Origin of the sequence: Amycolatopsis sp. NPDC058278 (genome assembly GCF_042881395.1) — a bacterium.
Classification (GTDB): Bacteria; Actinomycetota; Actinomycetes; order Mycobacteriales; family Pseudonocardiaceae; genus Amycolatopsis.
Genome location: NZ_JBHVXZ010000001.1, coordinates 81,667 through 94,300 on the forward strand (window position 1 = coordinate 81,667; position 12,634 = coordinate 94,300).

General features: G+C 72.5%; 13 protein-coding genes. 12 read left to right on the top strand and 1 reads right to left on the bottom strand.

The annotated features are described in order from the left end of the window. Positions 1-80 precede the first annotated feature (80 nt). Positions 81-2,678 carry an ATP-dependent chaperone ClpB gene (gene clpB / locus ACFVYA_RS00410; RefSeq protein WP_285987318.1) on the top strand — a complete coding sequence of 866 codons (2,598 nt, stop codon included), beginning with the start codon at positions 81-83 and terminating at the stop codon, positions 2,676-2,678. Positions 2,679-2,840: 162 nt separating this feature from the next. Then, positions 2,841-3,668, top strand: a complete 828-nt coding sequence (locus tag ACFVYA_RS00415; RefSeq protein ID WP_387040663.1) for a hypothetical protein — start codon at positions 2,841-2,843, stop codon at positions 3,666-3,668. Here the strand turns inward: ACFVYA_RS00415 and ACFVYA_RS00420 are convergent. Further along, entirely contained in the window at positions 3,665-4,618 is a 954-nt protein-coding gene (locus tag ACFVYA_RS00420; RefSeq protein WP_387040666.1) for a hypothetical protein, read from the bottom strand. The two genes, ACFVYA_RS00415 and ACFVYA_RS00420, sit on opposite strands and share 4 nt — an antisense overlap. A gap of 137 nt (positions 4,619-4,755) precedes the next feature. On the opposite strand from ACFVYA_RS00420, the gene ACFVYA_RS00425 reads away from it, so the two are divergent. The 10 genes from ACFVYA_RS00425 (at position 4,756) to ACFVYA_RS00470 (ending at position 12,632) form a co-directional block, all read left to right on the top strand. Beyond that, on the top strand, positions 4,756-5,520 hold the full coding sequence (locus ACFVYA_RS00425) for an SDR family NAD(P)-dependent oxidoreductase (RefSeq protein ID WP_387040668.1): 765 nt from the start codon (positions 4,756-4,758) through the stop codon (positions 5,518-5,520). A gap of 75 nt (positions 5,521-5,595) precedes the next feature. After that, complete coding sequence (locus ACFVYA_RS00430; RefSeq protein WP_387040671.1) at positions 5,596-6,357, top strand: ABC transporter ATP-binding protein; 762 nt, start codon at positions 5,596-5,598, stop codon at positions 6,355-6,357. Next, positions 6,357-8,804 (top strand): ABC transporter permease, encoded by a 2,448-nt coding sequence (locus tag ACFVYA_RS00435; RefSeq protein WP_387040962.1) that lies wholly within the window; start codon positions 6,357-6,359, stop codon positions 8,802-8,804. Before ACFVYA_RS00430 ends, ACFVYA_RS00435 begins: the two co-directional genes overlap by 1 nt. Before the next feature lie 27 nt (positions 8,805-8,831). Next, complete coding sequence (gene pyrE, locus ACFVYA_RS00440) at positions 8,832-9,395, top strand: orotate phosphoribosyltransferase (protein WP_285987312.1); 564 nt, start codon at positions 8,832-8,834, stop codon at positions 9,393-9,395. 104 nt (positions 9,396-9,499) lie between these two features. After that, entirely contained in the window at positions 9,500-10,051 is a 552-nt protein-coding gene (locus ACFVYA_RS00445; protein WP_285987311.1) for an RNA polymerase sigma factor, read from the top strand. Further along, positions 10,042-10,596, top strand: a complete 555-nt coding sequence (locus ACFVYA_RS00450; RefSeq protein WP_387040673.1) for an Asp23/Gls24 family envelope stress response protein — start codon at positions 10,042-10,044, stop codon at positions 10,594-10,596. Before ACFVYA_RS00445 ends, ACFVYA_RS00450 begins: the two co-directional genes overlap by 10 nt. Then, on the top strand, positions 10,593-10,964 hold the full coding sequence (locus ACFVYA_RS00455) for an Asp23/Gls24 family envelope stress response protein (RefSeq protein ID WP_285987309.1): 372 nt from the start codon (positions 10,593-10,595) through the stop codon (positions 10,962-10,964). The genes ACFVYA_RS00450 and ACFVYA_RS00455 overlap by 4 nt, the downstream gene beginning before the upstream one ends. Next, the gene (locus ACFVYA_RS00460; RefSeq protein WP_387040675.1) at positions 10,961-11,239 is read left to right on the top strand and encodes a hypothetical protein; all 279 of its coding nucleotides are present in this window, start codon (positions 10,961-10,963) and stop codon (positions 11,237-11,239) included. The genes ACFVYA_RS00455 and ACFVYA_RS00460 overlap by 4 nt, the downstream gene beginning before the upstream one ends. Positions 11,240-11,574: 335 nt before the next feature. Continuing rightward, entirely contained in the window at positions 11,575-11,967 is a 393-nt protein-coding gene (locus ACFVYA_RS00465; RefSeq protein ID WP_387040678.1) for a DUF2784 domain-containing protein, read from the top strand. Positions 11,968-11,981: 14 nt separating this feature from the next. Then, entirely contained in the window at positions 11,982-12,632 is a 651-nt protein-coding gene (locus ACFVYA_RS00470) for a TrmH family RNA methyltransferase (RefSeq protein WP_387040680.1), read from the top strand. Positions 12,633-12,634 lie beyond the last annotated feature (2 nt).

Below are 12,634 nucleotides of genomic sequence, written 5' to 3' on the forward strand. Positions count from 1 at the left end.
TTTCGTGCGTTAGGGATAGTGACGGGTCACGGTCAGGCCCGTCACCAGGACTTCTCGCAGTACCGAGCATGAGGTGAGGGATGGACGCTTTCAACCCGACCACGAAGACCCAGCAGGCGATCTCGTCCGCGGCGCAGGCGGCCACCATGGCCGGCAACCCGCACGTGTCGGCCGCCCATCTGCTGGGCGCCCTGCTGGCGCAGGGTGAGGGGCTGACCGCACCGCTGCTGACCGCGGTCGGGGCCGATCCGGAGGTGGTGCACAAGGAGCTCGAGCCGCTCACCGCGGCGCTGCCGTCGGCGACCGGCGCGACCGTGTCGAGCCCGCAGTTCGACACGCCCGCGGTCAAGTCGCTGACGCGCGCCCAGAAGCTCGCCACCGAGCTGGGCGACGAGTACGTCTCGACCGAGCACCTGCTCGTCGGGCTCGCGACCGAGGGCGGCCAGGTCGCCGACCTGCTCAAGCGCCACGGTGCGACGCCGGACGCGCTGCAGGAGGCGTTCGCCAAGGTCCGCGGCTCGGCCCGGATCACCAGCGCGGACCCCGAGAGCACGTTCAAGGCGCTCGAAAAGTACGGCGTCGACCTCACCGAGCGCGCCCGCGCCGGCGAGCTCGACCCGGTCATCGGCCGCGACACCGAGATCCGCCGCGTCGTGCAGGTGCTGTCGCGGCGCACGAAGAACAACCCGGTCCTGATCGGCGAGCCGGGCGTCGGCAAGACGGCCATCGTCGAAGGGCTGGCCCAGCGCATCGTCGCCGGGGACGTGCCGGAGTCGCTGCGCGGCAAGCGCGTCGTCGCCCTCGACCTCGGGTCGATGGTGGCCGGCGCGAAGTACCGCGGCGAGTTCGAGGAGCGGCTGAAGGCCGTGCTCAAGGAGATCACCGACTCCGCGGGCGAGGTCGTCACCTTCATCGACGAACTGCACACCATCGTCGGCGCCGGCGCGACCGGCGAGGGCGGCGCAATGGACGCCGGCAACATGATCAAGCCGATGCTCGCCCGCGGTGAGCTGCGGATGGTCGGCGCGACCACGCTCGACGAGTACCGCCAGCACATCGAGAAGGACGCCGCACTGGAGCGGCGCTTCCAGCAGGTGCTCGTCGGCGAGCCGTCGCCGGAGGACACCATCGCGATCCTGCGCGGGCTGAAGGAGCGCTACGAGGTGCACCACGGTGTCCGGATCACGGATGCCGCGCTGGTCGCCGCCGCGACGCTGTCCGACCGCTACATCACCGCGCGCTTCCTGCCGGACAAGGCGATCGACCTGGTCGACGAGGCCGCGTCGAAGCTGCGCATGGAGATCGACTCGCGGCCGGTGGAGATCGACGAGGTCGAGCGCGCCGTGCGCCGGCTCGAGATCGAGGAGATGGCGCTCGCCAAGGAGAGCGACGCCGCTTCGAAGGAGCGGCTCGCCAACCTGCGTGCCGAACTGGCCGAGAAGCGCGAGACCCTGACGGCGCTGACCGCGCGCTGGCAGAACGAGAAGGGCTCCATCGAGAAGGTCCGCGAGCTCAAGGAGCAGCTCGAGCAGCTGCGCGGCGAGTCGGAGCGCGCCGAGCGCGACGGCGACCTCGGCAAGGCCGCCGAGCTGCGCTACGGCCGGATCCCCGCGCTGGAAAAGGAGTTCGAAGCGGCCACCGCGGCGAGCGAGGCCAGCCAGCAGAACGTCATGCTCAAGGAGGAGGTCGGCGCGGACGACGTCGCGGACGTGGTCAGCGCGTGGACCGGCATCCCGGCGGGACGGTTGCTGGAGGGCGAGACCGGCAAGCTGCTCCGGATGGAGGAGGAGCTGACCCGCCGCGTCATCGGGCAGGCCGAGGCCGTGCAGGTCGTCGCGGACGCGGTGCGCCGCGCCCGGGCCGGCGTCGCCGACCCCGACCGCCCGACCGGCTCGTTCCTGTTCCTCGGCCCGACCGGCGTCGGCAAGACCGAGCTGGCCAAGGCGCTGGCCGAGTTCCTGTTCGACGACGAGCGCGCGATGCAGCGCATCGACATGAGCGAGTACGCCGAGAAGCACTCGGTGGCGCGCCTGGTCGGTGCCCCGCCCGGGTACGTCGGCTACGACCAGGGCGGGCAGCTGACCGAGGCCGTGCGGCGCCGCCCGTACTCGGTGGTGCTGCTCGACGAGGTGGAGAAGGCCCACCCGGACGTCTTCGACGTGCTGCTGCAGGTCCTCGACGACGGGCGGCTGACCGACGGCCAGGGCCGGACGGTGGACTTCCGCAACACCATCCTGATCCTGACGTCGAACCTCGGCTCGCAGGCCATCGCCGACCCGTCGCTCGACGAGCGGCAGCGGCGGGACGCGGTGCTGGACGTGGTGCAGCGGCAGTTCAAGCCGGAGTTCCTCAACCGGCTCGACGACATCGTCGTGTTCCACTCGCTCGGCACCGAGCAGCTCACGTCCATTGTGGACATCCAGATCGCCCGGCTCGCCAAGCGGCTGGCCCAGCGGCGGCTGAACCTCGAGGTCACCGACGGCGCCCGCGAGTGGCTCGCGCTCAACGGCTTCGACCCGATCTACGGCGCCCGCCCGCTGCGGCGGCTGGTCCAGTCGGCGATCGGCGACAAGCTGGCGAAGGAGCTGCTGTCGGGTGGGATCCGGGACGGCGACACCGTGCGCGTCGACGGCCCGGAGCTGGAGGCCGGTGACGCGCTGACCGTCACCCGGGTCTGACCGTTCGTGAAGGCCACCTCGCCCGAGGTGGCCTACACGGCTGTCCACAGTGGTTCATGCCGATTTGTCGACCCGGCAGACGCGGAAAATGCTCCGAATGGGCCTGGCGACACGGGTACCGGCGATCATCCCTCCGGTGTAACAGGCGATACCCTGGCGGTCGTGGGTATTCCGGCGTGGATCTGGTTCGTCATCGCGGCCGTCGCCCTGGTGGCGGGGCTGGGGCTGCTCGCTGCCGACCGGGCGAAGGAGGGCTCGCGCAACCGCGAGCGAATGCGCTGGGCGCAGTTGCGCGGCTGGCAGTTCGTCGAGGAGGACGAGCGGCTGCCGCAGCAGTGGTCCAACGGCGCGATCGGCTACTTCGGCGCGGATGCGGCCGTGAACGTGGTCGCGGGCTCGACCTTCACCTCCGACGGCCGCCGCCCGGTGTTCATCTTCGACATCGAAACCGAGGGCCAGATCCCCGCGGTCGTCGTCGCGGTGCGGTGCAACAAGAAGCACCGCATCCCGATCGAGATGTGGCTGTCCAGCGTCCCGTTCCAGCGCGCGGACATGCCCGAAATGCTCGGCCCGATCGGCTCGCGTTACGCCTTCGCGGACGACGCGGACGGCGCTCGCGTGGTGATCACCCAGGAGCTCGTCGACGCGGCGGACCAGCTGGGCGGCGACGTCGGCGTGGCCTGGCTGGAGAACGAGTGGGTGCTGGCCAGCGTGGTCCCGACGGCGGGCCCGTCCCGGCTCGAGCGCCTGCTGCGGGACCTGGGCGAGATCGCGGACATCGTCGACCCGTTCGACGAGGACTACGACGCGGGCCGCCACCAGGCGAGCGCCCCGGTCCCCTCCGAGGCGACAGCTTCGAGCACCCCGGTTTCCACCACCCCGGCCGCGAGCGCCCCGGCTGCCGGCACCCCGGCCCCGGGCACCCCGGCGGCGGGGACGCCGGTGCCGCAGCCGCCCGCGGACGCGGAACCCAAGCCGAGCGAGAGCTAGAAGCCCAGCACCGGCTGGTCGAGCGCGCTGAGTGACGCCGACCGGTCGAGGGTGCCGCGCACCGACGTCGTGCCGCCTTCGGCGTGGATCACGTGGTCCACGCCGAGGTCGCCGCGGATCGAGCCGGCCGGGCCCATCGCGTCGACGGACTGGGTCGTCTTCGCCAGGCCCCACGCCGGGCCCAGCTGGCCGCCTGCCTCGTGCTTCTGGCCCACGTCCAGGACGCCCGCGAGCTGGCCGGCCGCGTACTGCTCGGACGTGGCGCCAACCGCGCCCAGCCGGCCCAGGTCGACCGCCTGGCCCGACGACCTCCTGGCCGACAGCGCGCCCTGGAGGTCGCCGGCGAAGGTGCCGTGCAGGCCCGTGTCGAGTTGCTCGGCGTTCTGGCTCAGGACGTCGATGCCCTCCGGGAGCCAGATTCCGTGGGTGGTGCCCTCGCCGAGGCCGACGCGGCGTTCGGCCGAGCCCGCCAGGCCGGGTGAGAGTGACAGGTCCCGCGAGGCGCCCTGGCCGAACCGCTGGCTGTTCGCCGTGGTCGCCGAGAGCCGGCCCAGCCGCAGGGCGTGCTGGCTGGTGCGGAGCAGTGATTCGCTCTCGCGCTCCGAAGAGGCCGTCGCGTTCTGCCAGCCCTCGCGGCGGACGGCCGCCGATTCCGAGAGGTTGTTGATCAGCAGGGCGCCCGCCACCTCCTTGGCGACGAAGTCGTGGCGGGTCGCCGTCACGGCCTCGCGGGCGGACGACGTCTCGTTCTCGGTCGCGGTCGAGATGTCGCGGTCGAGCGTTCCGCTGTGGCGGTGGTCGACCGGGAGGGAGATCCGGTCGAGCGGCAGCGTGACGTCGCTCTGGGCGGCGAGTGCCGTGGCCGGGGCCGCGAAAAGCAGCGCGACAGGCGCCGCGCCCGCGGCGACCTTGGGCAGATAGCCGCTTTTGCGCCTGCTGTGCTTACCCATGCGGCGGACGATACTTCCCCACCGAATCGAACGCACGTCCACCCGTGACCAGCGAGTATGTTCACCCACATGACCACCACAGGTTTCTTTTTCGGGGGTCCGGGTGGCGGAGCCCCCGGCCCGGGGCGAAGCCCCGGATGAACACCGCTCTCATAACCGGCGCCACGGCGGGCATCGGCGCGCAGTTCGCCCGCACGCTCGCCGCCGAGAAGTACGACTTGGTGCTCGTCGCCCGCGACGCCGCGCGGCTGGAGTCCTATGCCGCTGAGCTGCGGGAAAAGCACGGTGTCGCGGTGACCGTGCTGCCCGCCGATCTGTCCGAAGCAGACGGTCGGGCGGCGGTCGAGGAGCGGCTCGCCGCGGAGCCGGTCGACCTCCTGGTGAACAACGCCGCCTTCGGGCTGAACGGCGACTTCTGGACCATCCCGCCGGACGCGCTGCAGCGCCAGCTCGACGTCAACGTCACCGCCGTCCTGCGGCTCACCCGGGCCGTGCTGCCGGGCATGATCGAGCGCGGTCACGGCGAAATCATCCAGGTCAGCAGCGTCGCGGGCTTCTTCAGCGGCCGCGGCTCGACCTACACGGCCAGCAAGAACTGGGTCACGTCCTTCACCGAAGGCATCGCCGCGTCGCTGCCGAAGGGCGTCCGGATGATGGCGCTGTGCCCCGGCTTCACGGCGACCGAGTTCCACGAACGGGCCGGCATCGGCAAACCGGGCCCGAAAATCGCCTGGCTGGGTGTCGAACAGGTGGTCGGCGAGGCGCTCGCGGACCTGCGCCGCGGCAAGGTGATCTCCGTGCCGAGCCTGCAGTACAAGGCCGTCGTCGCGATCGGTGGCCTGTTGCCGCGCGCGGTGCTGCGCCGGATCAGCGGTGGCTTCGGCGGCAAGGGCCGTACCTGAGTAGGGCTGTCCCCACCTTCGAGACGCGCGTCTGCACCAGGGTGGTCCGGCGGCAGGCTCAATAGCGTTTTCCCCATGACAACTGGGTGGCAGGAGACAGCCGACGCGGTCCGGCTGGAGGCCGTGCGCAAGGAGTACGGCGACGGCGTGGTCGCGCTGGACGGGGTCTCGATCGCGTTCCCGCGCGGCGGGTTCACCGCGGTGATGGGCCCGTCGGGCTCGGGCAAGAGCACCTTCCTGCACTGCGCGGCCGGCCTCGACCGGCCCACGTCCGGCCGGGTCGTGCTCGACGGCCAGGACCTCGACGGCAAGAACGAGACCTACCTGACGAAGCTGCGGCGCGACCGCGTCGGCTTCGTCTTCCAGTCGTTCAACCTGCTCCCGGCGCTGACGGTCGAGCAGAACGTGGTGCTGCCGCTGCAACTGGCCAAGAAGCGTGCGGACAAGCGGCTCGTCGCCCGGATCCTCACGCACGTGGGGCTCGACGGACGCCGCAAGCACCTGCCCGGGCAGCTTTCCGGCGGCCAGCAGCAGCGCGTCGCGATCGCCCGCGCCCTGGTCACCGACCCCGCCGTCCTGTTCGCCGACGAGCCGACCGGGGCGCTCGACACCCGGACTGCGTCCGAGGTGCTCGGCCTGCTGCGCGACTCCGTCCGGTCGTCGGGCCAGACGGTGATCATGGTGACGCACGACCCGGTCGCCGCGTCCTACGCCGACAGCGTCGTGTTCCTGGCCGACGGCCGGATCGCCGGGCGGCTGGACCGGCCGACCGCCGAAGCCGTCGCCGAGCGGATGACCCACCTGGGCGCCTGGGAGCGGCTGGCGGTGCGCGCGTGATGTTCAAGATCGCACTGAGGACCCTTCGCCTGCGCAAGGGCGGCTTCCTGGCGACGTTCGTCGCCGTGTTCTTCGGCGCGCTGGTCGTCTCGGCGTGCGGTGGCCTGATGGAGACCGGCATCCGGTCCGAGACGCCGGTGCAGCGGCTGGCCGCGGCGCCGATCGTCGTCGGCGGGCAGCAGACGCTCAAGCTCCCCGAGGAGGACCCGGCGACGCTCGAGCCCGAGGACAAGCACAAGTTCGAGAACGCGACCCTGCCCGAGCGCGTCCGGCTCGACGCGGGCCTGGCAGACCGCCTGCGCGCGGTCCCCGGCGTCACCGACGTCGTCGGCGAGATCAGCTTCCCGGCGCGGATCGGCGCCGCGAGCGCCCTCGGCCACGCGTGGAATTCCGCCGTCCTGACGCCGTATGCGCTCAGCGGCCAGGCGCCGAAGCCGGGCGAAGTCGTCGTCGACGCCGGGCTCGGGCTCGCCGTCGGGGACACGCTGCCGGTCGCCGCGCACGGCAGCGTCGGCCGGTACCGGATCTCCGGGATCGCCCAGGCGCCGCAGGCGATGCGGGACTCGGCGGTCTTCTTCGCGGCTTCCGACGCCGAACGGCTCTCCGGGCACCCGGGCCGCTTCGACACCATCGGCGTCTTCGGTGGTGACGTCGCGGCCGTGACCGCGGCCGTCGGGGACGCCGGCGTCGTGGCGACCGGCGTCGACCGCGGTGCCTTCGAATTCCCCGAGACCGGCAAGGGCGGTGAGAACCTGATCGTGCTGGCCGCGGTCTCGGGCGGGCTCTCGGCGCTGGTCATGGTGTTCGTCGTGGCGGGCACGCTGACGCTGTCGACGCAGCAGCGGCAGCGCGAACTCGCGCTGCTGCGCGCGGTCGGCACCACCCCGCGCCAGCTGCGGCGGATGGTGCTCGGCGAGGCGTTCGTCGTCGGGCTGCTCGCGGTCGGTGCCGCGGTGGTGCTCGGCCCGGTGCTCGGGGAGTGGCTGTTCGACCAGCTCGCGGACCACCACGTCGTGCCCGACGTGCTGCGGTTCGAGCAGGGCTGGCTCCCCGCGGTGGTCGCCGCGGGCGCGTCGCTGCTGGCTGTCGTGGGCGCTTCCTTCGTGGCCGGACGGCGTGCTTCGCGCGTCCGCCCGACCGAGGCGCTCGCCGAAGCCGCCGTCGAGCGCCGCTGGCTGACGCCGATCCGGCTGATCACCGCGATCCTCTGCTTCGCCGGCGGGACGGCGCTCGGCATCGTGACGGTCGCGGTGATGACCGGCCCGGTCGCGGCCAGCACGGCGGGCCCGGCGGTGATGCTGTGGGCGTTCGGGCTCGCGGCGATCAGCCCCGGCGTGACGAAACTGATGGCCACGCTGCTGCGCTGGCCGGTGGCGGCGCTCACCGGCGTCAACGGCCGGGTCGCGCTGCGCAACACCCGCGTCGGCGCGGTGCGGGCGGCCGGTGCGGTCACCCCGATCATGCTCGCGGTCGGCATCGCGACCGCCAACATCTACCTGCAGACCACCCAGGAAGCCGTCTCGAACCAGGCCTACACCGAGGACCTGCGCGCGGACGCCGTCGTGGCCGGCCCGAGCGGGCTCGACGCGTCCGTGCTGGGCCGGGTGCGCGCGGTGCCGGGCGTCGCCGGAGCGTCGGAGTACGTCACCAGCACGGTGTTCGTCGAGAAGCCGTTCGACTCGGGCCAGCACGACGACGGCCGGCCCGCGCTGGGTGTCAGCGAGCTGACCGGAAACGTCGTCGAGGTGCCTTCGACGCTCGGCCGCCACGTCGGCGACACGCTCTCGCTGCGGCTCGGCGACGGCACGCCGGTGGACGTGCGGGTCACCGCCGTCGTCGGCCAGCGCCCCGGGTTCGAACGGCTCGTGCTGCCCGCGGACCTGCTGACCCCGCACACGACGCTCGGGCTCGCCCCGCAGCTGCTGGTCCGCGCCGCTCCCGGCGTCGACCCGGCGACCCTGACCGCACGCCTTCGCGAAGCGACGGCCGGGCTGCCGGTGTTCGTCGGCGACCGCGACACGTTGATCGCGGCGCACGCCAAGGGCAACGAGGTCGGTGCCTGGGTCAACTACCTGCTCGTCGGGATGATCCTCGCGTACACGGTGATCTCCGTGGTGAACACGCTGGTGACGGCCACCGCGCGACGGCGTCGCGAGTTCGGGGTGCAGCGGCTGAGCGGCTTCACCCGCGGCCAGGTGCTGCGCATGGCCGGCGTCGAAGGCGGCTTGATCGCGACCATCGCGGTGCTGCTCGGCACCCTCGTCGCGGCGGGGGCGATCGTGCCGTTCTGCCTGGTGGTGACCGGATCGCTGCTGCCGTCGGGCCCGGTGACGATCTACCTGGCCGTGCTCGCGATCGCGGTGGTGCTCTCGCTCGTGGCGATCCTGGTCCCGGCCTGGGCGGCGACGCGCGGGCGTGCGGTCGACGCCACATCCGTCGGTGAGTGAACCCGGCTGTGTGTAAGACTCACGGCCGTGGCGAACCCCGGGTTGGATCAAGCGGCGAAACTCGAACTGGCCAGGCTGGTCACCGATCTTTCCGTGGTGCACGGAAAAGTGACCCTGGCGTCCGGCAAGGAAGCCGACTACTACATCGACCTCCGGCGGGCGACGCTGCACCACGCGGCCGCGCCGCTGATCGGCAAGCTCCTGCGCCAGCTCACCGCGGACTGGGACTACGTGGCGGCCGGCGGCCTGACGCTCGGCGCCGACCCGGTCGCGCTGGCGATGCTGCACTCGGCGGCGTCCGACGGGGTCGTGCTGGACGCGTTCGTCGTCCGCAAGTCGGTCAAGGAACACGGCATGCAGCGGCGCATCGAGGGCATGGAGGTCCGCGGCCAGCGCGTGCTGGCGGTCGAGGACACCTCCACGACGGGCGGCAGCGTGCTGACGGCGGTCGAGGCCCTGCGTGAAGCGGGCGCGAACGTCGTCGGCGTCGTGACGGTCGTCGACCGCGACACCGGCGCGCGCGAGGCCATCGAGAAGGAAGGCCTCGAGTACCGGTACGTCCTCGGCAAGGACGACCTCGGCCTCGACTGAGCGCCACCGGGGCGGATCCGTGGATTCGCCCCGGTCGCCGCCGTCACCCAGAATCACCGCGTGACGTTTTCCGCCCGCCGGTGTCCTCCCCGCGAGGAGGTGCCGTGACGACGACTACGCCGCTCGACGACGTGACTCTCGTCGGCCGGGCGCGGGACGGTGACGTCCGGGCCTACGAGCAGCTCGTGCTGCGCTACCAGGGGCCGATGTTCCGGCTCGCCGTCAAGATGCTCGCCCACCGCGGTGACGCCGAGGACGTCGTGCAGGAGGTGTTCCTCACCGCCTGGCGCAAGCTCGGCCAGCTCAGCGAGGACGCCGCGTTCGTCGGCTGGCTCTACCGGGCCACCACGAACCGCTGTCTCAACGCGATCCGCGCGCGGCGGCCCCGGGCCGACGTCGACCTCGACACCGCCGAGTCGCCGCGGGCCGACCTCCAGCCGGAGCGGGCCGCCCAGGTGAGCAGCCAGCTCGCGGCGCTGACCGCGGCGCTGGACCAGCTGACTCCCGAGCAGCGAGCGTGCTGGCTGCTGCGCGAAGTGCACGGCCGGTCCTACGACGAGATCGGCGAAATCGTCGGCGTCAACGCGACCGCGGTCCGCGGCCGGATCGCGCGTGCCCGGGCCCAGCTGGCGGAGGTGATGAAGCCGTGGCGATGACGGACTACGAGCTGCCCTGCGAACGCGATGTCGAGCAGGTGTGGGAGCGGCTCGACGCGGTCGGCGCCGGGCTGGCCGACGAGCACGAACTGACCTGCCCGCACTGCCGGGCCGCGCGCGAGAGCCTGCTGGCCTTGCGCGAGGCCACTTCCGAGCTCGCGGCCGCGGAGGACGCGCCATCGCCGGACCTGTTCGGGCGGATCATGTCGGCGGTGCGCGCCGAGGTGCGGCGCGGCTCGATGGTGCGCCTGCCGACCCCGGAACCCGGGTTCGTCGAGGTCAGCGAGCAGGCCGTGGCGTCGGTGCTGCGGTACGCGGCGGACACCGTCGACGGCGTCCGGGCGCGACGGTGCCGGCTGCGGGCCGTCCCGGGCGGGGTCGAGGTGGAACTCACCCTCGCGGTGAGCTTGCGGAACGCCGCCGGTGGGACGGCGCTGGCGAAGGTGCGGGAGCGGGTGACCGCGGCGGCCGCGGCCCGCGTGGGCCTGACGCTGACGAAGCTCGACCTGCTGGTGGACGACGTGTATGGGGAGCCAGGGGAATGAGCGTCGACAGCGCTGAGTACGTCATCGCCGATCCGGTGATCGCCGGCGTGGCGGCGCGGGCGGCGATCACCACACCGGGGGTGGTGCGCCTCGAACCGGGCCTGCGCGGCCTGGTGACGGCGTGGACGCGCGCGGCCCGCCAGCGCTGGAAGGGCCTCGACCCGGCGCCGGCGGACGGCGTCCGGGTCCGCACCACCGACGGCCGGGTGACGGTCCAGATCGACCTCGTCACGGCGGCGGCCGACCAGGCGGCGGCGGTGGGCCGGGCGGTCCAGCGCGCGGTGACGCGGTTCGTGGCCGAGCAGACCGGCCTGGTCGTCGCCGAGGTGACGGTGTCCATTCTGGACATCGAGCCGGAAGCCCGGTGACCGCCGAGGAAGCCGTCGAGCGGATCGTCGGCGCGCTCGCGGAGGTGGCCGGCCTCCGGCCGGCGACCCCGTCGTTGCCGATGGGCCGGGAGGGGATGGCGGTGGACCTGAGCCCGGAGGTGGTCCAGGTCCGGCTGATCGCGACCCGGCTGCCGATCCCGCCGCTGCTGGACCGGGCGGCGCGAGCCGTGCGCCCGGTGCTGGCGGGCACGGAGTGGGAGAACGCGCGGCTGCGCCTGGTCGTCACCGACCTCGACGGCGCGGCGTTCGGCTGACGGCGAAATCCGCGCGGCGCGGGCGGGACCCGGGCGTACCGTCGAGCGCATGGACGAGCCGTCGACGCCCGGCGAGCCGCCGGAGCCGCAGCACCCAGCCGACCCGAACCGGAAGAAACCGGACGGCGCGCCGGACCAGTACCCGCACGAGGAGCCGACGCGGTACCCCGCCAAGCGGCCGCCGGAATTTCCACCGGGCGTAACCCCTCCGTCACCGCGCAGGTGAACCGATTGCTCCGCTGGGTTAAAAATCACACGGCTGGGCATTCCTCAGGGCGGACGACGCCGGCCGGCGGAGTAAAGTCGCTGGTAGGGGGATCGGTGGAGGGGGTGCGATGGCGAAATTCCTGGCCGACGTGACCGTCGCGGTGCACATCTTGGCGCTGCTGCTCATCGGTTTCGGCGGATTCGTGGCGTGGCGCTGGCCGAAGCTGATCTTCGTCCACCTGCTCGGGCTGGCCTGGGGCATCCTGGTCAACGTGGCGCCGGTGCCGTGCCCGTTCACCGCGCTGGAGAACTACTTCCGGCACCAGCAGGGCCTCGGCGACCTGCCCGGCGGGTTCAACGCCTACTACCTGTACGGCACGGTGTTCCCGCAGTCGTGGCTGCCGGCGGTCGGCATCGGCGCGATCGGGGTGGTCGCCTACTCCTACGTGGGCGTCTACCACCGCTGGCGCCACCGCCACGACGCCGAAGAAACCCACGTGCGTCCCGTCCACCTCGGCTAGGCGACAATCGCCGGGTGAACACACTACCCGGACCCACTGAGTGGGTGAGCCGCGAAGAGGTCGGCGTCGGCCCCTGGCCGGGTGCGTGGCCCACGGACGAGCGGTACGACCCCGAGCTGCTGCGCGAGGGCGACCGCCGCAACGTCGTCGACGCCTACCGCTACTGGCGCCGCGAGGCGATCGTGTCCGATGTGGACAGCCGGCGGCACCCCTTCCACGTGGCGATCGAGAACTTCCAGCACGACCACAACATCGGCACCGTGGTCCGGACGGCCAACGCGTTCGCCGCGGCCGAGGTGCACATCGTCGGCCGCCGCCGCTGGAACCGGCGCGGGGCCATGGTGACCGACCGCTACCAGCACCTCCGCCACCACGACGACGTCGACGGCCTGATCGCCTTCGCGGCCGGGCACGGCCTCGCCGTCGTCGCGGTGGACAACACGCCGGGCTCCCAGCCGGTCGAGACGGCCGAGATCCCGCGCGACTGCGTGCTGCTGTTCGGCCAGGAAGGGCCGGGGCTGTCCCCGCAGGCGCAGGAAGCCGCGTCGCTGGTGGTGTCGATCGCCCAGTTCGGCACGACCCGCTCGATCAACGCCGGGGTCGCGGCCGGGATCGTCATGCACGCCTGGATCCGGCAGCACGCCGACCTCGGCCGCGCCTGGTGAGG